Annotated in this window: 20 protein-coding genes; 19 read left to right on the top strand and 1 reads right to left on the bottom strand. The window is 46.7% G+C overall.

Features of this window, described 5'->3' with window-relative positions:
• Window positions 1–189: 189 nt before the first annotated feature.
• Window positions 190–1,197, bottom strand: a complete 1,008-nt coding sequence (locus ACE3MZ_RS12090; protein WP_411342425.1) for an AraC family transcriptional regulator — start codon at window positions 1,195–1,197, stop codon at window positions 190–192.
• A 227-nt stretch (window positions 1,198–1,424) separates the two neighbouring features.
• On the opposite strand from ACE3MZ_RS12090, the gene ACE3MZ_RS12085 reads away from it, so the two are divergent.
• From ACE3MZ_RS12085 to ACE3MZ_RS11995, 19 genes are all read left to right on the top strand, one after another.
• Window positions 1,425–2,474 carry an acyltransferase family protein gene (locus ACE3MZ_RS12085; RefSeq protein ID WP_411342424.1) on the top strand — a complete coding sequence of 350 codons (1,050 nt, stop codon included), beginning with the start codon at window positions 1,425–1,427 and terminating at the stop codon, window positions 2,472–2,474.
• A gap of 164 nt (window positions 2,475–2,638) precedes the next feature.
• The gene (locus ACE3MZ_RS12080; protein ID WP_411346772.1) at window positions 2,639–3,466 is read left to right on the top strand and encodes an aldo/keto reductase; all 828 of its coding nucleotides are present in this window, start codon (window positions 2,639–2,641) and stop codon (window positions 3,464–3,466) included.
• A gap of 223 nt (window positions 3,467–3,689) precedes the next feature.
• Window positions 3,690–4,163 carry a GNAT family N-acetyltransferase gene (locus ACE3MZ_RS12075; protein WP_411342423.1) on the top strand — a complete coding sequence of 158 codons (474 nt, stop codon included), beginning with the start codon at window positions 3,690–3,692 and terminating at the stop codon, window positions 4,161–4,163.
• The gene (locus ACE3MZ_RS12070; RefSeq protein ID WP_411342422.1) at window positions 4,160–5,356 is read left to right on the top strand and encodes an alanyl-tRNA editing protein; all 1,197 of its coding nucleotides are present in this window, start codon (window positions 4,160–4,162) and stop codon (window positions 5,354–5,356) included. The genes ACE3MZ_RS12075 and ACE3MZ_RS12070 overlap by 4 nt, the downstream gene beginning before the upstream one ends.
• Window positions 5,357–5,510: 154 nt before the next feature.
• Complete coding sequence (locus tag ACE3MZ_RS12065; protein WP_411342421.1) at window positions 5,511–7,172, top strand: DUF6138 family protein; 1,662 nt, start codon at window positions 5,511–5,513, stop codon at window positions 7,170–7,172.
• A gap of 135 nt (window positions 7,173–7,307) precedes the next feature.
• Complete coding sequence (locus ACE3MZ_RS12060; RefSeq protein ID WP_411342420.1) at window positions 7,308–7,850, top strand: GrpB family protein; 543 nt, start codon at window positions 7,308–7,310, stop codon at window positions 7,848–7,850.
• 120 nt (window positions 7,851–7,970) lie between these two features.
• Window positions 7,971–8,831: a hypothetical protein gene (locus ACE3MZ_RS12055; protein ID WP_411342419.1), complete on the top strand. Its 861-nt coding sequence runs from the start codon at window positions 7,971–7,973 to the stop codon at window positions 8,829–8,831.
• 240 nt (window positions 8,832–9,071) lie between these two features.
• Window positions 9,072–10,913 carry an assimilatory sulfite reductase (NADPH) flavoprotein subunit gene (locus ACE3MZ_RS12050; protein WP_411342418.1) on the top strand — a complete coding sequence of 614 codons (1,842 nt, stop codon included), beginning with the start codon at window positions 9,072–9,074 and terminating at the stop codon, window positions 10,911–10,913.
• Between the two features lie 52 nt (window positions 10,914–10,965).
• Window positions 10,966–12,690 carry an assimilatory sulfite reductase (NADPH) hemoprotein subunit gene (gene cysI, locus ACE3MZ_RS12045; protein WP_411342417.1) on the top strand — a complete coding sequence of 575 codons (1,725 nt, stop codon included), beginning with the start codon at window positions 10,966–10,968 and terminating at the stop codon, window positions 12,688–12,690.
• A 719-nt stretch (window positions 12,691–13,409) separates the two neighbouring features.
• Complete coding sequence (locus ACE3MZ_RS12040) at window positions 13,410–13,946, top strand: cysteine hydrolase family protein (RefSeq protein WP_411342416.1); 537 nt, start codon at window positions 13,410–13,412, stop codon at window positions 13,944–13,946.
• Window positions 13,947–14,040: 94 nt separating this feature from the next.
• The gene (locus tag ACE3MZ_RS12035; RefSeq protein WP_411342415.1) at window positions 14,041–14,625 is read left to right on the top strand and encodes a hypothetical protein; all 585 of its coding nucleotides are present in this window, start codon (window positions 14,041–14,043) and stop codon (window positions 14,623–14,625) included.
• A gap of 166 nt (window positions 14,626–14,791) precedes the next feature.
• A complete protein-coding gene (locus ACE3MZ_RS12030; RefSeq protein ID WP_411342414.1) occupies window positions 14,792–15,352 on the top strand; it encodes a cysteine hydrolase family protein in 561 nt (186 codons plus the stop codon).
• A 298-nt stretch (window positions 15,353–15,650) separates the two neighbouring features.
• On the top strand, window positions 15,651–16,628 hold the full coding sequence (locus ACE3MZ_RS12025; RefSeq protein ID WP_411342413.1) for a sugar ABC transporter substrate-binding protein: 978 nt from the start codon (window positions 15,651–15,653) through the stop codon (window positions 16,626–16,628).
• Window positions 16,625–18,091, top strand: coding sequence for a sensor histidine kinase (locus ACE3MZ_RS12020; protein ID WP_411342412.1), 1,467 nt, complete (start codon window positions 16,625–16,627; stop codon window positions 18,089–18,091). Before ACE3MZ_RS12025 ends, ACE3MZ_RS12020 begins: the two co-directional genes overlap by 4 nt.
• On the top strand, window positions 18,066–19,607 hold the full coding sequence (locus ACE3MZ_RS12015) for a response regulator (RefSeq protein ID WP_411342411.1): 1,542 nt from the start codon (window positions 18,066–18,068) through the stop codon (window positions 19,605–19,607). Before ACE3MZ_RS12020 ends, ACE3MZ_RS12015 begins: the two co-directional genes overlap by 26 nt.
• 173 nt (window positions 19,608–19,780) lie before the next feature.
• The gene (gene xylF, locus ACE3MZ_RS12010) at window positions 19,781–20,911 is read left to right on the top strand and encodes a D-xylose ABC transporter substrate-binding protein (RefSeq protein WP_411342410.1); all 1,131 of its coding nucleotides are present in this window, start codon (window positions 19,781–19,783) and stop codon (window positions 20,909–20,911) included.
• A 296-nt stretch (window positions 20,912–21,207) separates the two neighbouring features.
• Window positions 21,208–22,335, top strand: a complete 1,128-nt coding sequence (locus tag ACE3MZ_RS12005) for a sugar ABC transporter substrate-binding protein (protein ID WP_411342409.1) — start codon at window positions 21,208–21,210, stop codon at window positions 22,333–22,335.
• A 178-nt stretch (window positions 22,336–22,513) separates the two neighbouring features.
• A complete protein-coding gene (locus tag ACE3MZ_RS12000) occupies window positions 22,514–24,034 on the top strand; it encodes an ATP-binding cassette domain-containing protein (protein WP_411342408.1) in 1,521 nt (506 codons plus the stop codon).
• A gap of 11 nt (window positions 24,035–24,045) precedes the next feature.
• The gene (locus ACE3MZ_RS11995) at window positions 24,046–25,221 is read left to right on the top strand and encodes a sugar ABC transporter permease (protein WP_411342407.1); all 1,176 of its coding nucleotides are present in this window, start codon (window positions 24,046–24,048) and stop codon (window positions 25,219–25,221) included.
• Window positions 25,222–25,549: the final 328 nt, after the last annotated feature.

The following is a 25,549-nucleotide window of genomic DNA, read 5'->3' as shown; positions in this document are numbered from 1 at the left end:
TCGCTCTATTATTGGAACTAAGACTCTGTTATTAGAGATACAAAATATACCGTAACCTCATATCATAAGTTTGACCGTTGCTATACCGTAATGTCGTACTATAAGTCGTATCATAATGTCGTTCCATACGCTTTACTATAAATCGCACATTTACATTCACGATCCTAGCGAGATAGCTGCAATCATCCGTCAGCGAGGATTGCGGCTATTTTGGTGCTGTTTGCGATATTGAGCTGGAGTCATACCGTAATATCCGGCAAATTTATCATAGAAAAAGCTCAGACTTTCATACCCGACCTCTTCGACAATCTGCTCAATGCTGCGATCTGTCTGGCGTAGCAGCTCGGCGGCATGCAGCATTCGCTGGGAACGCACAAGCTGGGAAAAGGTTTGCCCGGTTTGCTTTTTCAACAGATTGCTTAAATAATTGGCGTTAAAGCTGAACTGACGTGCCAGCTCCTTGAGTGTGCACGTACGATAATGCTCTTCGATATATTGCAGCACTTCCAGCAGACTTGTACGCCCGGAAGCGCCTGCCACCTGATAATTCGTATCATGCTGGTACACACGCATCAGCTCGGTAAACATGACCAACGTATAGCTATAGATCATCTCCTGCGAATACGCAGTCGGATCGAAACACTCGCACATCATATTGCGTAGCATATAATGCAGATTTTCGTTATCCTGCGCATGAAAAATAACATATCGGTCATGTCGACTGTTCTCGGTAATCACGTTCAGCAGAAACTGCCCGACTAGACCGTTGCGACTGAGTCGATTCAGGAAGGCAGCGGACAGCGTCTCTTTTTTCATAATAATATTCACGAGAATATCCTGCTCACCGAGCGGCTCCAATTCATGCGGAACATCCATATCCAGCAGACACATCTGTCCACATTGCAATGTAATACGCTGACCGTTGATCACCTGTGTACAGCATCCGGCATACATATAATTGATCTCGACAAACGAATGCACATGAATCGGCATCGGTGCAAAGCGATGGTGCTTGCTTATAAAAATGGAACCGTTATCAAAAAACAGCTCCTCTGGCATACGCGGGTACTTCTCATCTGCTCGTGTCAGCAGTTCGATGCCACCAAATTCAGGTACATTTTGCCCGGTATGAATCTGGATCGCTTCGATTGCATTGATACTGCGCAAGTATTGATCCAGTTCAGCATGGTTCATCATGATCATCAACCTCAATATGTTCCAAATTGGATATCAAGCCGGCAGGTTGGTATAATGGGGTTCATGTCCGGCGAGGTAGGGTATAAGACCCCAAAGCGATTGTACAGCGTTGGTTGCTGTTAATCATACCAGAAATGTAAAGCAAGCGTGATGATTTCCCTCCATCGCATCATCACAAAACCGGAAGGCATCAGCAGTCGTATGACGACAATGAGGCGGTGCCGTCTGTGGGCGAAGGGAGTGTGCAATATAATATGCCGACGAGGGATGCGTATTTTGATAATTTAAAATTTGTACTGATTGCGCTGGTTGTGATCGGACATTTGATTGAGCCGCTGTATGACAATCCATTGTTACAGCCGCTATATTTGTTGATTTACAGTTTTCATATTCCGCTGTTTGTGCTGATATCCGGTTATTTTGCCAAACATATCGGTACAGGCGATTATTTTGATAAAGTGGTTAGCAAGCTGATCTTGCCGTATCTCATTTTTGAATCGTTATATTCGGTATGGGATTACTGGTTATATGGACGTGAGCAGCTGGTATTTTCCTTTTTCACACCGTATTGGTTGATGTGGTTCTTCTTCAGCATGATCCTGTGGAAAACGGCGATGCCGTATATGATTCGTATTAAGTATGCGTTACCGCTGACCGTTGTGCTGGCGCTATGGGCAGGTTATGCGAATGATGCGGAATATTATGCCAGTGTATCGCGGACGCTTGTATTTTTCCCGTTTTTCCTGCTTGGATATTATATGGATCGGTCGTGGATTGAACGTTTGCGCACGCCGGTGATGCGGATTATGGCGGTGTTGGTGTTGGTTGGCGCGTTCATTATGCTAGGCATCTATGCGCCGCAGATTGATAAAGAATGGTTATATGGAAGCTTCTCGTATGAATCGCTCGGTCATAACGAATGGTCTGCCGGCATCTATCGGGTCGGTGTATATGCGCTAGCTGTGCTTGTAGGTGCATCGGTAATGAGCCTGATGCCGCAGCGTCGCATTGCCGGAGTGTCGGGTATGGGCGGCAATACGCTGTATACGTATTTGCTGCATGGGTTTCTCGTGATGGCACTGACGGTGAGCGGATTTTATGAATGGTTTGTGGATGTTCCGGTACGCGGATTGTTGTTAATTCCATTAGGATTGCTGATTACGGTTATGTTGTCACTGAGCAGTGTACGGGTGATGTCGAGCTGGCTGGTCGAGCCGGGTGTGAAGCGAATCTTCAAACGACAAGCCGGGCGTAACAGTCGCACAGATATGAGCTAAGTATATCACAGCTGTAAATGATTCAGGTGATCTGTATTTCCTTCAATTCCAAGTTGATATTCATGTAAGGTATAATGAGAAAAGGAAGATCAACAGCATCTACTATGACTATATATCGAAGATTGCGCTTCCACATCGTAAGCGCTGAAGGAGGAAGAATGAGTATGCTACATTTGCAATCTACTGTTGAACTATCCAATGGCGTGAAGATGCCATGGTTCGGTCTAGGTGTGTACAAGGTCGAAGAAGGCGATGAAGTAATCCGCTCGGTCAAATGGGCGATTGAAGCAGGGTATCGATTAATTGATACCGCTGCTCTGTATCAGAACGAGGACGGTGTTGGTCAGGCGATTCGTGAGTCTGGCGTACCGCGGGAAGAACTATTCATCACGACCAAAGTGTGGAACGCTGATCAGGGCTATGATAGCACGTTACAAGCATTTGACCAGAGCATCAGCAAACTTGGTCTGGATTATATCGATCTCTACCTCGTACATTGGCCGGTCAAAGGCAAATACAAAGAAACATGGAAAGCACTGGAGCAGCTGCATAAGGATGGCAAAGTGCGTGCAATCGGTGTATCTAATTTCCAAGTACATCATCTGCAAGATTTGCTTGCTGATGCGGAGATCAAGCCGGTTGTCAATCAGGTGGAATTGCATCCACTGCTCAGTCAGGTGGAGCTGCGTAAGTTCTCCAAAGAAAACGGTATTCAGATCGAAGCATGGGCACCACTTGCACAGGGTCGTCTACTGAATGATCCCACTTTGCAGGAGATCGCCAATACGTATGGCAAGTCGATTGCGCAGGTGTTGCTGCGCTGGGATATCCAGAGTGGCATCGTTACGATTCCGAAATCGATCAAGCAGGAGCGTATTATACAAAACGCCGATATTTATGACTTTGAGCTGTCGGCTGCTGATATGAAGCGCATTGATGATCTGAACAAAGATCAGCGCTTTGGTGCAGATCCCGACAATTTTGATTTTTGATATTACAAAGTTAATAATGCACGTTTTGGTATACGGGCATGACATCATAAGGACATATAACAAAATATAATTTTTCTTTGCGGTGCGTCTATTCAGGCGCATCGTTTTTGATTGTTGTACGGCAAGCAGCGGCTTTTGCCTGCGCATCCTTGATCTTCGGCGGTGGATATGATTAACTTTGTCATAAACGTAGATGATTTTATGGATGTAGGAGGAACGGGAGATGAAGGAAGTTATCATTCAACAAATCAATACGACTAGTGAGCTGTACCCGTTGACGCTAGAGTTGCGTGATCTGGTGCTTCGTCAGCCGCTCGGCATGAGCATTCATAACGAGCAATTGATCGGAGAAGATGAGGCGGTGCATCTGTGTGCGCTGTATGAAGGTCGCATTGTCGGTGTATTACTGCTCAAAAAGGTCGACGATGATACCGTTCAGATGAAGCAGGTTGCAGTCGACGAATCACTGCGCGGCAAGAGCATCGGTCGCAGATTGGTGGAGCACGCGGAACAGGTAGCGCATGAACTAGGGTACATACACATCGTATTACATGCACGCCAAGTGGCATTGCCTTTTTATGAAAAATTGAACTATACCGTCTTTGATGAACCGTTTATCGAGGTGGGCATTCCGCATCGTAACATGATCAAAACACTGGCAGCAGCAGATTATCGTCAAGGAGAGAAGGAAGCATGAAGGAACTGTATTTTGACTCATCGTATTTGACCAGCTGGAGTGCGGTCATTGAGCATATAGTAGAGCAGGATGGGCAGTATTATGTGACGCTCAGTCAGACTGCCTTTTACCCGCATGGCGGCGGGCAACCGTGCGATACCGGTACGATTGATGGGATTCCGGTGCTGGATGTGCAGCGTCGAGACGGGCAAGTGTTGCATCAGCTGCCAAGTTTACCAGAGCAGCCGAACGGTATAGAGGTGTATTGTGAGATCGATTGGCAGCGTCGCTTCGACCATATGCAGCAGCATAGCGGGCAGCATTTGCTGTCAGCGATTTGTCTGGAGATATTGTCTGCGCCAACGCTGAGCTTTCATCTGGGTGAGCAGGAATCGACGATTGATATGGATACGCCAGATTGTTCAGCTGATCAGTTATTGGCAGTAGAGAAGAAGATCAACGAGATCATTTATCGTAATATTCCGGTAAACAGCTACTTTGTCGATGCAGAGCAGTTAGCGACGCTGACGCTTGTTAAGCCGCCATCGGTGACCGATCATGTACGCATCGTAGAGATCGAAGGCATTGAGCACAATGCATGCGGCGGTACACATGTATCGCGTACTGGCGAGCTGGGCATGATCAAGCTATACAAAGCGGAGAAAACGAAGGGGCATATCCGGCTCTATTTTAAATATGGCTGGCGCGTCTGGAACGATTATAGCGAAAGTCTGCACATTCTTGATCATATCGCTGCACGCTTCAATACGGGGCGGCGCGATATTGTAGGACGCTTTGACAAATGGGAGCAGGAGCAGCGCCAACAACGTGAGGAACTGGAGCGTCTACGTAGCGAAAATGATACGTATCTGCTGCATACCCTACTCTCGTCAATCAATGAGCAGCAGGAGCAACCGCTGCTTACGCATCATTTTGTCGATAAATCGTTACAAGATTTGCAGCGTCTGGCTGCACAATTGCTGGATAACCGGACATTGACCATACTGCTGTCCAGTGAGCAAGATTACAAAATCGTGCTAGCACAAAACGGTCATCCGCAGTTGACCTGTGGTGGCTTCTTCAAGCAGCATCTATCTACGTACGGCGGCAAAGGTGGCGGTAACGACCGCATCGCTCAGGCTGGCTTTGCTTCGAGCGAACAGTTGCAGGAATTTTGTACATTTGCCAAGTCGGAGCTGCTGAAGGCGGAGTAGCGCGCTTTACTATTGGGCTAGAGCAAGGAAAAAGTTCAGGGAAAGACGATAGACAGTTTTAAGAAATCAGCTTACATATTGCGATCAATATGTAGGTCTACATAGGTATAGCATAGGTGACCAGAAACTACGTTATAACAAAGGAGCAATTGTAATGAATCCGCATATAAAGCAGTTACTGGACGAAACATGGACACAGCTAGAGCAGGTCTACAGCAAGGAGCAGCGCCGAATTGACGAGATGAGCAAGCACAGTCCGTTACAGGTAGGATTTCGCGATTATGTGCGCGTTGGTTATCAGATAGGGCGTTCAGGATTCAGAGGTTCAGGTCAGCAAACAGGGAAATATTTCGTAGAGATCGAGGAGCCGTTCTCATGGAGCGATACGGCTTATACATGGGACAGCGATGTGGATCGGGAACAATTGACAACTACATTATTGGAACAAGAATTCATGCCTGCGTTTCGTGAACAGCTGCATAATTTGTTCCTGTCGGATCAGTATGGCAAGCGAATGTTCGATTACAGATTGCAATGCAAGCTTGCATTCGACAGCGAACAGCCAGGTGAGGCATATCAATATAGCGAAACCTTTATTAATCCAGTCAAGTTAGAGGCTTTGAAGCAGGAGTTAAAGCTGTTTATTGATGAAAAGATTTATGCGGATCTGCATCATTTGCCTGACGAACGCGATCTGTATTTCTTTGCAAATCTGATGCTGAATAAGGATATTACACCGACGGATGTACAGACACTGGCGCCGCTATTTGAGTATGTCGATCTGAAGTTATTTCCATTCCGGTCGCAATATGAGAGATGGCAGTCTACATCTTCGATGGCATTGAAGTTTTGGGCGAATGATATCTTTTTGCCGCAATATTTTGATTCGGACAATGAGTATACAGTCGATCTAACGCTGCGACGTGAAGTAACTGCGGAAGAGGTTGATCCTGATGAACTGGAGATGTTCCTGTATGCTGCTATGCGAATTGGCAAGGAGGATGCAGAGCAGCGTAAGCTTTATCTGCAATATGCAGTACAGCTGCATAGCCAGCGGGCTGCTATGTATATAAAACAAGGCAGCGGCAATGTAGAGCATGAGCGTAAAAATGAACATTTTAGCGGCAAAGCCAACGATGTGCTGCAACAGATTGAACTTCGACTGGCAGCGGAAGAGGAAGCGGCCTATCGCGAAGCGCTGACCTATCTGTGCGATCTGCTGGAAGAAGGATTTCCACATCAATATAAAATGAAGTTCAGCAGTAAAGAGAAGCACCTACTACCAGTGAAGAGTCTAGCAAAATCGCCGTTACATCGTTTCTTCGCCAATGCGCTGCAATATCCTAATCTGTATCCGCTACTTGCGCAATACGGCGAAAAGGTGATGGAGGAGTTTGCATGGTATGAGGATGTAGAGCCGGGCGAGAAATCAGTCATGCCGGGTACGTATGCTATTTTGGGGCTGGGATTGTACAGTCGTGACTATTTCCCATTATTAAGTCAGTATATGCAATTGGTAGATACAGAGCATCAATCGGCGCATAATCCATATGCTGCTGCTTTCATCGAAGCTTACGGGCTGGACGAACAAACGTTACCGGTATTATTGAACATTTTGCTAGGTAGCGGTCAATCTGCCAAACCCGTCAAAGGGCTGGGAGATCAGCTGATGCAGCAGGGTACATGGATTCCGCTCGTCGCAGAGCAATTACAAACGCTGGAAGATTATCAACGCGAATCGATCTTGTACCTGCTGTTTGGAAGTACAAGTAAACAGAATGCCTTTCTCAAGCAAGCAGGGTTGGCTAAAAAGTAATCGTACAGATGCTTAGGTTCCGTAAGGTGCAGGTGCCTAGATTCTATAAGATACAGATGCGGAGATGCCTGTGATCCGAAGGGAAGCTACTCGTTAGATTGACACTTCAAAGGAATGTAGACTAGGAGGTTGGCTATGAAGCGTCCGCAGCTTGGCTTGCAGCCGGATCAAGTGCTGCTGGTAGAGCATGATCCATTATGGAAAAAGGAATATGAACAGATAAGCAGTGAGCTGTTACAGCAGTTACCTTCTTTTAACGCAGATCGCATTCAGCATATTGGCAGTACGGCGATTATGGGATTACAGGCAAAGCCAATTATCGACATTGCCCTTGGTGTAGAGAAACAGGAGTCGCAATGGTCGGTTTATGATCAACCGCTGCGTGCGATTGGATTTTATCGGTTACAGGTACGGCGCCAGCAAGAAGCAGTGTTTGCCCGTTTTGCCGATGCAGAGTTTCGCGTGAAAACACATTTTATTCATATGATTCCGTATGGGAGCGAGCATTGGTTGGATATGTTGTTTTTTCGCGATTATATGAATGCACACGAGGAAGCGAGGCAGCAGTACGCACAGTTGAAAATGGACTTTACTACTCGGCAACAGCACGGCATTGCGGAGTATACAGAATATAAGGAACAGTTTATCCAGCACATTTTCTCTCTTCGTAAAGGTTGATTAAAGCCGGATTGATTATTCCGCGTCATATGCATATCAAATGAATGATGCATGATATCCCAAAATATTCTATAATTTAAATGTTATACATAATATAGAATATAGTGAGGAGATTCATGAATGCACATCATCACACGTAAAAGCACGGTCTGGCTTGCGCTGACGACGCTTGTAGTTAGCCTGCTCGCAACTTCCACTCCATCATGGGCAGCGACACCAGAACAAATGCTGGACATAGTCAACCGCACACAATCCATCACGGCGACCTGTTCTGAGCAAATTCAAGCACCTGTAGAAGCAAGCTCCACCACCTGTACCTCAAGAACGTATACCGACAAAGTGATTATCGAATTGTTCCAGCAGGCGATTGTTCATAGTACACCTTCACAAAGTAGTGCACAGCAAGCAACTGACTATGAGTTATCGATGAAAACAACAGACAACGAAGTCGCATCGTATCAACTATCACTTGGACATACATATAGTCAACCAGCGCTGCTTACAATCTCAGGAGGTTCATCTCAAATCGTACAGGAGATTTCGGCAAAACAAGCGGACATATTACGCAATCTGCTGTTGAAGACCAAGTCTCCACTTACCTTTGCCGTAAACAAAGTGCAGATTAACAGCGGAACGAAACCACTGCCGCTACAATATTTAGCTTCGATCTGGACAACGGTCGATTATTCTGGCAACGAGGTGGGCGTGGCTGGTGTCGGTTATTTGCCCGGAACAACAGATCAGGAGATCAAGGAGAAGGCGCTACAGCTCAAGCCTTCTTCTCAACTGAACGTACAATTAACTGGCACACCCACACAATTGAATGTCTTCATGGTCAAAGACGACAAATACATCCCACAAAAGCTGAACAATCGTAGCTTCGCAGTTCCAGCCAAACCCGGATATTACGAGTACAGTGTATCTGCAAAATGGGATGAGTTTCATAATATCACGTACGGATTCGGTGTTTATGTAAAATAACAAACTGCCTTTTCCCAGCAAATTCAACAGTCATTACGCCGTTGGATCACGCTGCGGAAAAGGCTTATTTGTTGTGATTTCCCCGTTCATCAGCAGAACTGATAAGACCTATAAGGCATTCTAATTGACCACTTTGCTGGACTATGATAAGTTCAAATAAGCATAAATTAATCTGAGCATTATACTAGGAATTAGTAACGGCTACATGACGGTCGTTACTAAATGATGGGGTGGATATCGTTGGAATTTCAAGCTACTAACAGTCCTTTTACACAAGAGCAAGCAGAGCTGCTGAATCGTCTGCTGCCAACTTTGAACGACACACAGCGCATCTGGCTGAACGGTTATCTGAGCGCTTCACTGCAAGCGGGTAATACCGTAGCGGCTCCAACCACAGCGAATGAAGCAACAACATCAGCTGCTGCAACACCAGCAGTACCGGACGTACCAAAAGAAGTAACCGTTCTATTCGGTTCGCAAACCGGTAACGCCCAGGGCTTGGCGAAAAAGCTATCTCAGCAACTAACCGCACAAGGATTCGACGTTACACTGTCGTCCATGGGTGATTACAAAACGAACAATTTGAAAAAGGTCCGCAATTTGTTCATTCTCGCCAGTACGCAAGGAGAAGGCGATCCGCCGGATAATGCGATTCCATTTTATGAATTTTTGAATAGCAAGCGAGCACCGAAGCTGTCAGAAGCCAAATTTGCTGTTCTCGGTCTAGGCGATACATCGTATGAATTTTTCTGTCAGACGGGTAAGGATTTTGATAAACGATTGGAAGAGCTCGGCGCGCAGCGCATTGTAGATCGTGCTGATTGTGATGTGGATTTTGAAGAAGCGGCAGGCGAGTGGATTAGCGCGGTACTATCTGCCCTCGGTCAAGTCAGTGCAGCATCTGCTAGTACACCTGCGGTAGTGGAAGGTACTGCTGGTTCCGCAGTGGAATCGGATTACCATCGTACGAACCCTTTTCCAGCAGAAGTACTGGAAAATCTGAATCTGAACGGTCGCGGCTCAGATCAGGAAACCCGGCATGTAGAGCTGTCACTAGAAGGCTCCGGTCTAAGCTATGCGCCGGGCGACAGTCTTGGTGTCTATCCGCAAAATCACCCGCAGCTGGTAGAAGATATTTTGCAGCAAACGGGCTGGAATGCTGATGAATCCATTACGATTAACAAGAATGGCGATCAGTTGAGCATCCGCGAAGCATTGCTGCATCATTATGAGATTACAACATTAAGCAAACCGTTATTGGAAAAGATCGCTGGACTAGCGGATAACGAGCAATTGGAGGATCTGCTAGCAGAGGAACGACAGCAGGATCTGCGGACGTATGTGCAGGGGCGCGATCTGTTGGATCTGATCCGCGACTTCGCACTGAGCGACATTCCAGCAGACGAACTATTATCCTTGCTGCGTAAAATCCCGGCACGATTGTACTCGATCTCTAGCAGCTTCAAAGCGTCACCGGATGAAGTGCATCTGACTGTACGCAAAGTCGAATACGAGCAGCACGGTCGTCAACGCTATGGCGTCTGCTCTGTGCATCTGGCTGAACGACTGGAAGCAGGCGATTCTCTACCGGTATACATTCAGCACAATGACAACTTTAAGCTACCACATGATGACTCCACTCCGATCATTATGATTGGACCGGGTACAGGTGTAGCGCCATTCCGTTCTTTTATCGCTGAGCGTGAAGAGACAGGAGCAGAGGGCAAGAGCTGGTTGTTCTTCGGCGACCGCCGCTTCGGCACGGATTTCCTGTATCAAACGGAATGGCAGCGCTGGCTCAAAGATGGCGTGCTCACACGAATGGATGTAGCCTTTTCCCGTGATAGCGACCAGAAGGTGTATGTCCAGCACCGGATGAAGGAGCGCAGCCGTGAACTGTACGAATGGATTGAGCAGGGCGCCGTCGTGTACGTATGCGGTGATGAGAAGCATATGGCAAACGATGTTCATCTGACATTGGAAAGTATTTTAATAGAAGAAGGCAAGATGAGTCAGGAAGAAGCTGCACAATATATGAGCAATATGTTGCAGCAAAAACGTTATCAGCGGGACGTATATTGAGCGACAGTGGCTGAATGGGGAAACGCCCGCGATTACGAGAGGAGAACTGAACATGGTCCAATATGAAAAATTTCCACCTCATGACCGTCCGCATAGTGACGTCGAGGATATTAAACGAAATAGCTTTTACCTGCGTGGTAGTCTGGAGCAAACGCTCAAAGACCCTATTACCGGTTCCATCCCCGAGGATGACAACCGCTTGATGAAGCACCATGGCAGTTATATGCAGGACGACCGTGATCTGCGTAACGAACGGAACAAGCAAAAGCTGGAACCCGCGTACCAATTCATGCTGCGTGTTCGTGCATCTGGCGGTATCGTTACACCTGCACAATGGCTGATGATGGATAGCATTTCGCACAAGTATGGCAATGAAACGATTCGTCTCACGACCCGTCAATCGTTCCAACTGCATGGCGTACTAAAATGGAATCTGAAAAACACGATCCGCGAAGTGAATGATGCACTACTCAGCACACTGGCAGCCTGTGGTGACGTGAACCGTAACGTCATGTGCAACACCAACCCGGATCAATCGTATGTGCATGCCGAAGTATACAATTGGGCATGTAAAGTCAGTACCCATCTTGATCCACAGACGCGTGCCTATCACGAAATCTGGCTAGATGAGGAGAAAATTATCGACAGCCGCGACACTGAAACCGAGCAAGAGCCGATCTATGGCGCAGTCTATCTGCCGCGCAAATTCAAGATTGGAATCGCGGTTCCACCGTCTAACGATGTAGATGTCTTTTCACAAGATCTTGGCTTTATCGCGATTGTAGAAAATGGTCGTTTGGCTGGTTTTAACGTTGCAGTTGGCGGCGGTATGGGAATGACACATGGTGATATTGCGACCTATCCGCAGGTGTCCAAAGTGATCGGTTTTATTACACCAGAGCAAATGATCGATGTAGCGGAGAAAGTAGTCACCATTCAACGCGACTATGGCGATCGTGCTGTACGTAAACACGCTCGTTTCAAATATACGATTGACGACCGTGGGCTGGATTGGCTCGTAGCCGAGCTGCATGAACGTCTCGGCTGGCAGTTGCAGGAAGCGCGTCCATACCAATTTGACCATAATGGCGACCGATATGGTTGGGTCAAAGGCAACAATGGCAAATGGATGTTCACATTATTTGTACAAAATGGTCGTATCGTCGATCTGGAGGATTATCCGCTCATGACTGGACTGCGCGAAATCGCCAAAGTCCACACTGGTGACTTCCGCTTGACGCCAAACCAGAATCTAATTATCGGCAACGTCAGCAGTCAGAAGAAGAAAAAGATCGAATCGCTCATCGCTCAATATCATCTGACTGATGGCGCACATTATTCCGCATTGCGCCGCAATTCGATGGCATGTGTATCCTTGCCAACATGCGGTATGGCGATGGCGGAAGCGGAGCGCTACCTGCCAACGCTGATCGACAAGCTGGAATTGGAGCTGGATCAGGCAGGACTGCGCAACGAAGATATCGTCGTACGTATGACTGGTTGTCCGAACGGCTGCGCCCGTCCGATGCTGGCAGAGCTGTCCTTTATCGGCAAAGGACCCGGCAAATACAATATGTATCTGGGCGGCGGCTTTGACGGCAGTCGATTGAACAAACTATATCGTGAAAATATCGGGGAAGAGGAAATTTTGTCTTCGCTGAAGCCGATCATCCAACGCTATGCAACAGAACGCGAAAGCAATGAGCATTTCGGTGACTTTGTTATTCGTGCAGGGTACGTGGAAGCGGTGTACGACGGTCAGCAGTTTCATGCTTGATGAATGTTCTCGCGGCTGGATGTGACAAGACGAGCTAGTGCTTGTGTTTGTTATGCTGAGGGAGCAACCGTGTGAGTGCTGGATTTTCGTGCACTATCGGCATAAGCAGGGATGAGAGTTTTACAAAGGCAAACAAAATAATCTTGCAATCAACCAATCGGGAACATTCGCTTAATGAGGCGGGTGTTTCCGATTTTTTTGAGCAAAAATGATGGACTGAAAAGAAAATAGAATTTTACGATACTAAAATGATAAAAAAACAATACATGAAAAATTCATAACAGTAAAACTCAAAATGAGAAGTGAAATCAGAAAATAATTTGCTATAAACCAAATGGGAAGTCATAATTGCTCAGCGAACCAGCGAACCAGCGAACCAGCGAACCAGCGAACCAGCGAACCAGCGAACCAGCGAACCAGCGAACCAGCGAACCAGCGAACCAGCGAACAAAGCCATTAAGTAAGATCTGAGGAAGAGAACAAATTAGAAGAAATATTAAATGTAGCAATCTTTCGGCAATTTTGAGGATTGCAACCCTAAAATAAATATTTCAACATATGAAAAATTCACAATAATGAAACCTAAATTACTGTATCAACGACCAATACAATCAACCCATACACAATCAATCGAAACACAAGCCATTGCACAATTACAACAAACGATTTAAAATTTCAACATGATTATATTGCATTCCCAATTGAATGGAGGATACGTAATGAAGCAGGCATTAATCATTATTGATATGCAGGAAATCTTTTTTAATAGTAAGCACAACGCATTATATCAACGCAAATCGCTAGTCGAGCATGTGAACACTTTGATCGGTAAAGCGCGGGATAACGAGATTCCGATTGTATTTATCCAACACAGTGACGAGAATCCTAGCGACGAATTATATCCAGGTACGCCAGATTGGGAGATCAGTGCTCAGTTGTCGCGTAAGCCAGAAGACACAGTCATTCGCAAAACGCGCTGGGATTCCTTTTATCGGACAAGCTTATTGGACTGGTTGCGCCGAAATGAGATTGAACAAATGATTTTTGCTGGTGCACAAACAGAATTTTGCCTGGATACGACACTTCGTAATGCGTACAGTATTGGCTATCAGCATAATATTGTCGCAGCCGATGCACATAGTACGCTAGATAGCTGTATATTATCAGCAGAGCAAATTATGCGTCATCATGAGAATGTATGGCATCGACGTTTTGCTACAGTACAATCAGTTGAGGAGATTGTATTTGGACAATAAGATTTCAATAAAATGTTAGTCAAAACACCTCATCATTAGCTTCGTATGATATCCTCAAACAGATACTATATATCTTGAAAGGGGAATCCACATAATGAAAACAATAAGATCAGGAATCCAATCACTATTGTCCTTCGTTCTGCTCGCTACTTTGTTCCTAAGTATGTTGCCTACTCCAGTCTCAGCAGCATATGAGCTTCGCCTGTATACTTCCTCTGGTAGTAATACAACTACTACCAGTAGCAAGATCAGAGTATACGAGAACAACGGAACTCTCTATGCACCACTCAGAGATACCGTCAAGAAATTAGGCTATTCGTTTAGCGGTAGTATAGAAGATGAACTGTTTACATATCACAAATATACAGTAACCCACAACGGCAAAGCTGCCATTTTTTGGGGAAGCCATGACATGGGATATCAGATTGAGACGTACACCGTGTCCAAAGGCAGTGGCCCCAATAACAATAAAGTGTACGAGCCACCAATGCAATGCCAGCAAGAGAGCGACATTTGTCAGCTGATCACTTCGAAATATACAGGTCCAATCGTATATGATGGTACTTTGTATGTACCGGTTCGGCAACTGGCAGAAGCGTTATCGCTGAAGCTGAATATTTCAAAGGATAGCGGAAAGTCTGTTGTCTCATTGACTGCATCGATATCGACCTCCATGTGATGGATGAGCTCGATTGTAAATAAAAATAGCAAGCATTTTGCATTTCCCGCTCCGGTTGGTCATACTAAGATCAAGTATAATTTGGTCGCAGTTAAAATCGTGATCTCAGCTCGTAGCATAAAATGTACTGATCATCCATTTTCAAATTAAAGGAGTGAATATCTATATGGCAGCAGATAATACAGCTCTACTCGTCATGGATATGCAAAATAGCATCGTATCCCGATTCGTTCAGCAGGAGCAACAGTTGGAGCCATTCCAGCAAGCGATTGCAGTCGCGCGTGAACATGGAATCCAAGTCATTTATATTCATGTCGGCTTCCGCGATGGTTACCCGGAAGTGCATCCAAGCAACAAAATGTTTGGTGGTGTTGCTGCACGTGGTGGCAACGCAGATCCAGAGCAGATCAAGATTCACGATGCCATTGCCCCGCAGGAGGGGGAAGCAGTTGTCATGAAAAAGCGATTTAGTGCGTTTACCGGCAGTGATCTGGAAGTGATTTTACGCTCCAACCGTATCGAGCATCTTGTGTTGAGCGGGATTGCTACCAGTGGTGTTGTACTGTCTACACTGCGTGAAGCATCCGATAAAGATTATGTGCTGACGGTATTGTCCGATGCGTGTATTGATGCCGACCCAGAAGTACACCGTGTGTTAACGGAAAAGGTATTTCCGGTACAAGCAGAAGTCGTTACAGTAAAAGAGTGGGCGAAAAGCTTGCACTAATTGATCTCAACCACGCCATCATTTAGAGAGGTTGTTGGATCATTACAATCTAAGATTCGACTGAAGCCATTCAGTATATAAAATTTATACTTTTTCCAACACATAACAATAGATACAAGCAGAACAGCGAATAGATGTTGTTCTGCTTTTCCGCTTTGACATATCTATTTCCCTCCACTTAGCTGCTCTACATCCCTACCACGAAAACTCATCAAAAAATTATCTATTCCTATCTTCTAGCCTGACCCTCCCCGGTGCTATAATACGGATATCGTAGCCGAAATGAGGGATCTTTCATTTGCATAAAAAAGTAAGCGCTTTACTAGCGATTGTCGCCTTGACGCTGCTGATCTTTACGATTATGGCAGCGATGCGATTTGTTCAATCCGAGCATGAATTGCCTTTGACCCGTTCGCAACAACAACCGAAGTATCGGCTCGTTCTGATCACCTTTGACCTGGGCACTCCATTCTGGCAGCAGTTAGGCAATGCAGCGGAACAACAGGCGCAGCGTCTTGATGCCAAGCTCGAAGTATGGGGCAGTTACGGACGTGACCGGGAGAGCTTTCTCAAGCAATTGGAGATTGCCATCGATTCACGGGTAGATGGTATTATCGTGCAGGGACTGGACACAGACGAATTTGTTAATTTGACGAAGGTAAAAGCAGCATTTTACGGCATACCCGTCATTACCGTTGCTAGTGATGTACCGATGCAGAGCAGTCTGCGCAAAACATATGTCGGTTCCGACCCTCATGCTGCCGGCCAATTGATCGCCGAGAAGCTCATTCAGGATATGGGCAAAAAGGGCACAGTCGTGTTGATGGGCGATAACCGCAATGAATACGATCAGCAGCAGCGTGTCAAAGGCATGGAGCATATCCTCAAACAATATCCCGGTATTCATACCGAATATGTACAAACCCCGGAAGTACGCGACAAGATCGTCGCAGCTACTCAAAACATTATGAACCGCTTTCCGAATGTAAACGCCTTCATATCGATTGATTCCAATCTGACGGAAGCGATGGTACAGGAGATCAGTCGACGCTCTAGCATAGAATCGTATAAAATCTATTCTTTTGACGATAACCCGGATGTACTGCCCTTGCTACGTGATGGCAAGCTAGATGGCATACTGGAGCAATCGCCCGACGAGATGGGAAAGGTGAGCGTACATATGATGATACAGTGGCTGAATGGCAAGACGCTGCCTCTGAATAGAGACGGGTATCTGACCGACATTTCAATCCGTACGGCGGCGCAAGTCCAATGATCAGCATCCAACGGAAAATATGGACACTGACGGCGATCATCATGTTCATCATGCTGATGATCTGGGTGACGCTCATGTACTATAACCAGAAGACGGAGAATCAGTATAACGAGATTCTACAGCGCTACCTGCGCATGAATGAAGTAACAACATCCAGCCAGCAGGTGATTACCTCGCTCAACAGTTATCTCATTACGCCGACCGAAGGCAATCTGAGCAGTTTGCGCAGGCGAGAAACGCAGTTGCAGGAAGCCCAGCTGGATATTAGTAATCTACGCAATAGTGGTAACGATTTTGCGCTGACGAGCTATATCAATCTAATCGACAGTCTGATCGAAACGTCAGAGCGTGCGGTCATGTTCCACTCGGAAAAGGAAACCGAAGATTCGGCGGATGCCTTTTCCGAAGCAACACGCATTTCCAAATACATTTCTGATATGACACTTACGTTGCTGGATCGGGAACTGACGACGTACGAGCAATTTTACAGAGGAATTATTCAGCAATCCAGCGAATTGAAGCGACTGGGCATTTGGATTCTGCTGACGATGACCTGCTGGTTGTTGCTGTTCACCTATTGGTTCTCACTCAGCATCACACGCCCGATTCAGCAGCTCACTCAAGCAGCACAGGAACTGGCAAAGGGGCGGTTTGACCTACAAGTGAAAGTCAATTCGTCGGATGAGATTTCGTTTCTGGCAAAGATGTTTGAGCATATGCGCATTAGCATCAATGGGCTGATCTCCGAGATTCAGCAGAAGGCACAGCTGGAAAATGAATTGCAGCGGAACAAGCTGCTGCTTCAGGAGAGCCAGCTACGCAGCTTGCAAAGTCAGATCAATCCGCATTTTCTATTCAATATTCTGGATACGCTATCGAAGAAAGCATTTCTGGAAGGAGCGGAGGAGACGAGTGATCTGCTGGTTAGTGTTGCCGGACTGCTGCGCTACAATCTCAAGCGATTGGATCGTTCTGTTACGCTATACGACGAGGTGCGAGTGATCGGGCAGTATATGGAAATTCAGAAAGCACGATTTACCGATAGGCTGCATTTGCATACTGATATTAACGAAGATTGCCTATCCATTCAGATTCCCGGTTTAACGCTGCAACCGATTATTGAGAATGCAATCACTCATGCGGTCGAGCCAGATGAGCATGGCGGCAATATCGAGATTGTGATCCGCGATAGCGGGGAGACGGTCACGGTGGAAATTGCTGACGACGGACCCGGTATGAGTCATGTGAAGATTCAGCAGATTCTGGATGAAGAGCAGGTAGAGAGTGAAGGGCATTCGACGGGTATCGGTTTTACGAATGTAGTGCAGCGATTGCGGCTGTTTTATGGGGTGCGCGATATTATTGAGATTCATAGTACTGAGGGACGCGGCGTACGCGTGCTTTTAAAAATACCGAAAGTAAGGGGACGGGACGCGTATGATGAAGCTGCTTATCGTCGATGATGAACAGGTGGTGCGGGAAGGATTGGAAGCGATTTTGCAGCGAGGTTTCCCGGAATTGGAGATTGCACAGGCGAAAAATGGCAAACTGGCGATAGAGCTAGCAGCCAGCTTCCAGCCACATCTCATTCTGATGGATATCAAAATGCCTGGTATGGACGGGCTAGAAACGACGGAACAGATTGGAGCGTCGTTTCCAGAGATCAAATTCATTATGATCACAGCATATGATACTTTCGATTATGCACGTCGGGCATTGAAGCTGGGAGTGAAAGATTACCTGCTCAAGCCAAGCAAAGCGGGCGAAATTACGGCAACGGTCCAAAAGGTATTCGCCGAGATTGATGCCGAACGTCAAAGCCGTGAGCAGAGCAAGCAGCGCGACGATACATTGGAACGTCTACTGCCGGTCATTGAAACCGATATGGTCACCCAACTGCTGTTCGACTATGTACATGATGTGCATCTGGACGAAACGGTGCGCTGGCTGGATGTTGATCCCGACAGTGAGAAATTTGCACTTGCGGTCATTATTCCTGATGCCGCCGAGCATCTGTATGCAGCGATTCGGGAAACGATCAGTCGTACTGGCAATGGTCTGGTCGGTGCATTGAACGGGCGACAGGTGCCGATCATCGGCTTCCGACGTGCTGGACAATCGTTTCGCGCACAGGCATCAGATATGGCGCGCGAGCTATTGACGGTTGCCGGGCAGGAGCTGCGGGAGCAGTGCTTTATCGGAATTGGCAATCCGTGCAGTTCGCTTGGGCGATTGCGGCAGTCGTATCAGGAGGCATTGATTGCAACGAGCAATCCATACTTGCCAGTAAAGTATCGGTTTTATGATGATTATGCGTCTACTGCTTCGCCGGGTACAGGTACGCTGGCGCGTCAGGCGGAGCAGCGATTATTTGATCAGGTACGCCTTGGCGATTGGGATCATATTCGAGAGGATATTTTGCAGGCGGTGCATCAGTATGAGCAGGCTGGGCGAGATCAGTTACAGGCGCAGCAGTTAATTTTACAGCGGCTCTGGATTGCTGCACGCATGCTGACCGAAATGGGAGTGGAATTGGAACCGCCCGTGTATTCTTCCCCAGTACAGGATTATCGTCAGCTGCGTCATGAAACGTCGCTGATGATTGAGCAGATGCGCAGTATTTCGGATGCATACGCCCAGCGAGTCAAGCCGGATACGATTGGACGAATGAAGCAGTACATTACAGAACATTCGCATCAGGATATTTCGCTAGAAGGCATCGCCGAGCAATTTGGGCTGAGTCCTTTTTATATTAGTAAATTGTTCAAAGAGCAGCTGGGTGTGAACTATATTGATTTTCTCACCGAGTGCCGAATCAATCGCGCGAAAAAGCTGATGGGAGATCCACAGCGAAGTCTCAAGGAGATCACCTATGAGGTCGGCTACCGTGACCCGAACTATTTTAGCAAAGTATTCAAAAAGTCCTGTGACGTTTCGCCGACGGAATATCGGAAGGCATTGCTGGGAGCACGGGAATGAAGTTAGATGACGCAGCAATTACCGTGATACAGAAAGCAGATATAGCATATTTATCATATGAAAAAGGAACTGAGCAAAGTACCTGCTGTACATCGACTACCAATCGTCTCACCAACAGTCTATGGCTCATCTTTATAAGTACAGTATTCATCTTGCTCATGAGCGGTTGTACTATGGCACCCGGCACAACCAGCTCTGAACAACCGCAACCACCGACTTCATCAGCAACAACGGCATTACCGAACTCTGCCACTGACGGTTCTACAGCAGGATCGCCGTCTACCAAGCAACAATACACACCATCTACCAACTCTTCCACAAGCTCATTATCCAGTCAACGTTCGGCAGCTGCTGGCAAGTCTGTAGCCGACCGCCCTATTCGAATTGGCTTTGCAATGGATACACTGGTCGAAGAACGCTGGAAAAAGGATCGTCAGTTGTTCATTCAGGCGGCACATCGCCTTGGAGCGGAAGTTACCGTACAATCTGCGAATAGCGATGATGCCATCCAGATTGAGCAGGCAGAGCAGATGATCAGCGAAGGGGTAGATGTGCTGGTCATCGTACCGCATAATGCCGAAGCGACAGCAGCTATCGTGAATCGTGCTCATCGCGCAGGCATCAAAGTTCTGTCATATGATCGATTGGTAAAAAATGCCGATGTCGATCTGTATGTCTCCTTTGATAACGAGCAGGTCGGTCGTTTACAGGCAGAAGCGATAACCAAGCTAGTTCCAGAGGGCAAATATGTATATATCGGCGGTGCAGACACAGATAATAACGCACATATGTTCAAGCAAGGCGTATTCGACGTATTACAGCCACGGATTGATGACGGGCAGATTCGTGTCGTATATGATCAATGGTCAAGAGACTGGAAGCCGTCCAATGCGGAGAATAACATGCGTGAAGCGCTGACTGCCAACCACAACAAAGTTGATGCCGTCATTGTAGCGAATGATGGTACCGCTGGGGGAGCAGTGGCTGCATTAGAGGAACGTGGACTTGCCGGACGCATTCCGGTTGCAGGGCAGGATGCCGATCTCGCTGCTATACGGCGCATCGTAGCAGGAACGCAAACGATGACGGTGTATAAGCCTATTGGTAAGCTTGCCGAGATTACTGCTGAGATGGCGGTCAAGCTAGCGAAGGATGAGAGTATTACCGCCAAACAATACGTGAATAATGGCAAGATTGAAGTTCCGTCTATATTGCTCAGCCCGATTGAGGTCAACCGCAACAATATCGATCAGACGGTCATTGCCGACGGATTTCATTCCAGACAAGAAGTGTACGGGAAATAAGATTATGTAATAGCAGTCAGATCGGACACCAGCACATCCAAGTACTATTCCTAAGCATCGGTATCGCACTGCGCGAGATCGATGCTTTTTGTCGTACCGAGTTGTCGCAAAGTCAGCGCACATAGACTTGTTATTCATCCCAAGCAGCTAAATATGACACGGGTATAATTTTAACTAGGATAAAAAAGTACAGAAGGTCGCAAAAGAGTGCTATATTTAAGCGCTTACATTACCAGGAAGCGATGCTATGATTGACCTGTAAGCAAACAGACAAGCATCGAAAGGGGCAACTACCATTGAAGAAACATGTTAAAGGAATCTCCCTGCTGATCATCGTGATGATGTTCTCGCTCATTATGTCCGCCTGTAATAACGGAGGCACTAGCAGTAGCGGAAGTGGTGGCGATGGAGCGATCAGTGTAGGTATCGTCCTGCCGACCAAAGACGAACCACGCTGGGTACAGGATGAGCAGCGCTTCAAAGAAGCATTGTCCGGCACGAAGTACTCGACAGAGATTCTGTTCAGTCAAGGTTCATCCGCTAAGGAAAAAGAAAACGTGGAAACACTGATCAATAAAGGAATCAAAGTGCTGATCATCTGTCCACAAGACGGTGCAGCCGCAGCAGCCGCTGTTGAATCCGCCAAAAAAGAAGGCATTACCGTTATCGCCTATGACCGTCTGATCACAGACACTGATGCTGTTGACTACTATGTAACATTCGATAGTCTGGCTGTTGGTGCAGCACAAGCGAAATACTTGGTTGACCATGCCAAAGGTACTGGCGAACCGCTCTACCTGTATGCAGGTGCAGCATCTGACAATAACGCATTCTTGTTCTTCCAAGGTGCATGGGAAGTACTGCAACCAAAAATCGCTGATGGCACATTCAAAATTGCTAACTCTTCACAAGCAGAAGCTCTGAAAGCTACAAAAGAACTGTCTCGTGACCAACTCGGCTCTATCATCGGTCAAGTTACAACGAACTGGGATCCAAACGAAGCCAAAAACAAAGCACAAACTCACTTAACTGCCGCAGCAGCTGATATGAAAGGCGATGTAGCGGTTCTGGCACCAAACGATGGTACAGCTCGTTCGATCGCTGACGTATTCGGCGCTGACACAGCAATTAAGAGCTATGTCATCACTGGACAAGATGCTGAGCAAGCTTCGATCCAATACATCATCGACGGCAAACAATCGATGACTGTATTCAAAGATGTACGTACACTTGTCAAAGATGCAATGGGTATGGCTGTTGAAATTCTGGATGGCAAAACACCAGAAACAACAGGCTCCTACAATAACGGCAGCGTTGACGTAAAAGCAAAACAAACCAACGTCATCGTCGTTGACAAAGACAACGTGAAAAAAGAACTGATCGATTCCGGCTACTACAAAGCGTCCGACTTTACTGGACTGTAAGCTCAGTCGGGCATCATCAGCTACAGATGGCAAACGGCAAAACAGGGACGGGATGCTGTTCCTGTTTTGCAATTCCATCCAATTAAATACACATGGTGAACATTATCATGTAATGAACAAAATGAACGGCGAATAAGTAAACAAACGAGAGCAAGCAGGCGGGTAAGGAGGAGTATCAATGGACGGAAACATACTGGAGATGAGAGGCATTTCCAAAAGCTTTACAGGCGTCAAAGCCTTATCTGACGTTAACTTCAAAGTCGCTCAAGGCGAAATTCACTGTCTGATCGGCGAGAATGGAGCTGGCAAATCGACGCTAATGAAGGTACTCAGCGGTGTGTACCCTTATGGCACGTACGAAGGCGATATTATTTTTGAAGGCAATGTGCAGAATTTTGCCAAGATCAGCGACAGCGTTAAGACAGGCATCGCTATCATTTATCAGGAGCTGGCACTATTCCCTGATCTGAGCGTGTACGAGAATATCTTTGCCGGTAATGAAGTGAAAAAGGGCGGCGTGATTGATTGGAATGAGACGATTATCCAAGCACGCGAATTGCTAAAAAAAGTAAAACTGAACGTCAACCCGGAGACGCTCATCCGTGATCTAGGTGTAGGGAAACAGCAACTCGTCGAAATCGCCAAAGCACTCAGCAAAAATGTAAAATTGCTCATTCTGGATGAGCCAACAGCAGCACTGAATGAAAATGACAGCGAGAACTTACTCGAACTGCTGCGCGATCTGAAGCAACAGGGCATAACCTGCATTATGATCTCGCACAAACTCAAAGAGGTTATCTCCATTGCAGACAAAGCAACCGTACTGCGAGACGGGAAAACGATCTGTACGCTAGATGCGTCCCAAGGCGAATTGACCGAAGGCGTGATTATCAAAAACATGGTTGGACGCGATATCGAAGACATTTATCCGAAGCGCCCGGACAAACGGTTTGGCAGTCATATTCTTGAAGTGAAAAATTGGAGCGCTTACGATCAGGAACTTGGTCGTCATGTCGCCAAACATATCGATTTGCATGTCAAAAAAGGTGAAATCGTCGGTATCGCTGGACTGATGGGCTCGGGGCGTACTGAATTTGCACTTAGCATCTTTGGCAATCCCAAGCACTACAAGCTAGAAGGCGAACTGTTCGTCGATGGTCAGAAAAAGAACTTCCGGCATACAAGCGATGCGATTCGCTCTGGTATCGCCTATGTAACTGAAGATCGCAAAGGCGACGGCTTGTTCCTCATTCAGGATATTAAGAGCAATGTCACCGCCGCTAACCTGAAAGGCATTTCCTCTGGCGGTATCTTGAACGAAAACGAAGAAGTTCACGTTGCTAGTGGCTACAAAAGCTCGATGTACATCAAAGCATCGTCTATCGAGCAGGTCGTGGGCAACTTGAGCGGTGGCAATCAGCAAAAAGTATCGCTTGGCAAATGGCTGTTCGTCGGACCGAAGCTGCTCATTCTCGATGAGCCAACACGCGGCATCGACGTCGGCGCCAAATTTGAAATTTATACGATCATGAACAAGCTGATCAGTGAAGGCATGAGCATCATTATGATCTCCTCCGAACTGGGCGAGGTGCTGGGCATGAGCGACCGCATCTATGTCATGGCGGAAGGACGCATCAAGGGCGAACTTCCGATTGAAGAAGCCGATCAAGAGAAAATTATGAAATTTGCCACACAATAGGAGGACTGGCCGTGAACTTCTTTACTGAAGCAAGATCCCTGCTCAAAGTGAATATCCGCGATTACGGTATGTATATCGCCCTGTTCGTCATCATGCTGACCTTTTCCATTCTGACTGACGGTCTGTTCATGTCATCGCGCAACATTAGTAACCTGCTCGATGCGACCGGATATATCGCAGTACTCGCTGTCGGTATGACACTCGTTATCGTTATTCGTCATATTGACCTGTCTGTCGGCTTTGCCGCTGGTTTTATGGGTGCGATTGCCGCCATTATGCTGTCCCAGCTCGGTATGCCGGTGTACCTGACGATTCCGATCATTATGGTACTCGGTATCGTGATCGGTATGTTCAATGGTGTACTGGTCGCTTCCGTAGGTATCCCGTCATTCGTATCATCGCTCGCTGCAATGCTCATCTTCCGCGGCGCTTTGCTGCAAGTGACGGAGAATACCGGTACGATCATCGTCAAAGACAAAACCTTCAACGCAATCGGTAATGATTACTTGCCAGCACTTAGTCAAGTAGGCGGACTCAACCTGCTGTCTCTCATCATCGGTGGACTGATTATTTTATTCTTCATCTATTCCGAATTCAGCAAACGCAACCAGAAGCTGAAATACAAATTCGAAGTCGTGTCCAAACCGATCTTTGCTGTCAAATTAATCTTCGTTTCTCTCATTATTGCCTACGTAACATGGATTCTCGCCGGATATCACGGCTTCTCATGGACGGTCGTTATTACACTTGCGGTTGTCATCGTGTACCATTTCCTAACTACACGTACTGTACTCGGTCGTCACATCTACGCTGTTGGTAGTAACCCGGAAGCTGCTCACCTGAGCGGGATCAATGTCAAAAAGATTACGTACATCGTATTCGGCTCCATGGGCATGTTGTCCGCGCTGTCCGGTATTCTGTACACGTCCCGTCTGCAATCTGCAACGACAACAGCAGGTACACTGTTCGAGCTTGATGCCATCGCAGCAGCATATGTCGGCGGCGTATCCGCAGCTGGCGGTGTCGGTAAAGTCACCGGCTCTATCATCGGTGCCGTCGTTATGGCATCGCTCTCCAGTGGTATGAACCTGCTCGGCGTAGGCATTTCCTATCAATATATGATCCGCGGTGCTGTACTGGCACTCGCCGTAATCTTTGACGTTATGACTCGCAGAAAAAGAGGCTAGCACACAGCTTTTGGTATATGGCTTTTAGTACATTGTGTTGTTTAGTATCATCCAAGTCTCCTGTATGATTGATGACAGGAGACTTTTTGCTATATGTTTTGCTATATGTAGTATTCCAAGGTTTGATCAATAACGATTGGATTGCAATCTGATTTGCATGTCAGCAACTGGAAGGTTACAAGATCTATTGTGATATAGAATACGGATTCTCAGGAAAATCGATGAAATCAATCAACTTTCCATTGAGTTGTCTCACATATATCACTATAATAAGACGAGATGTCCCTGCCCTATTGATCCGCAATCCACGCAGGCATAAAGTCCAATA

Origin of the sequence: Paenibacillus sp. WLX1005 (genome assembly GCF_046603685.1) — a bacterium.
Taxonomy (GTDB): Bacteria; Bacillota; Bacilli; order Paenibacillales; family Paenibacillaceae; genus Saccharibacillus.
Note: the sequence above shows the minus strand (reverse complement) of the source record. Positions and strands in the feature narration are given on the sequence as shown.

Coding starts and splice junctions, on each gene's coding strand:
- ACE3MZ_RS12080 (WP_411346772.1), top strand. CDS start 2,639: ATGCTACATTTGCAATCTACTGTTGAACTATCCAATGGCGTGAAGATG.
- ACE3MZ_RS12065 (WP_411342421.1), top strand. CDS start 5,511: ATGAATCCGCATATAAAGCAGTTACTGGACGAAACATGGACACAGCTA.
- xylF (WP_411342410.1), top strand. CDS start 19,781: ATGGCACCCGGCACAACCAGCTCTGAACAACCGCAACCACCGACTTCA.
- ACE3MZ_RS12060 (WP_411342420.1), top strand. CDS start 7,308: ATGAAGCGTCCGCAGCTTGGCTTGCAGCCGGATCAAGTGCTGCTGGTA.
- ACE3MZ_RS12070 (WP_411342422.1), top strand. CDS start 4,160: ATGAAGGAACTGTATTTTGACTCATCGTATTTGACCAGCTGGAGTGCG.
- ACE3MZ_RS12040 (WP_411342416.1), top strand. CDS start 13,410: ATGAAGCAGGCATTAATCATTATTGATATGCAGGAAATCTTTTTTAAT.
- ACE3MZ_RS12075 (WP_411342423.1), top strand. CDS start 3,690: ATGAAGGAAGTTATCATTCAACAAATCAATACGACTAGTGAGCTGTAC.
- ACE3MZ_RS12090 (WP_411342425.1), bottom strand. CDS start 1,197: ATGATGAACCATGCTGAACTGGATCAATACTTGCGCAGTATCAATGCA.
- ACE3MZ_RS12020 (WP_411342412.1), top strand. CDS start 16,625: ATGATCAGCATCCAACGGAAAATATGGACACTGACGGCGATCATCATG.
- ACE3MZ_RS12015 (WP_411342411.1), top strand. CDS start 18,066: ATGATGAAGCTGCTTATCGTCGATGATGAACAGGTGGTGCGGGAAGGA.
- ACE3MZ_RS12030 (WP_411342414.1), top strand. CDS start 14,792: ATGGCAGCAGATAATACAGCTCTACTCGTCATGGATATGCAAAATAGC.
- ACE3MZ_RS12055 (WP_411342419.1), top strand. CDS start 7,971: ATGCACATCATCACACGTAAAAGCACGGTCTGGCTTGCGCTGACGACG.
- ACE3MZ_RS12000 (WP_411342408.1), top strand. CDS start 22,514: ATGGACGGAAACATACTGGAGATGAGAGGCATTTCCAAAAGCTTTACA.
- cysI (WP_411342417.1), top strand. CDS start 10,966: ATGGTCCAATATGAAAAATTTCCACCTCATGACCGTCCGCATAGTGAC.
- ACE3MZ_RS12035 (WP_411342415.1), top strand. CDS start 14,041: ATGAAAACAATAAGATCAGGAATCCAATCACTATTGTCCTTCGTTCTG.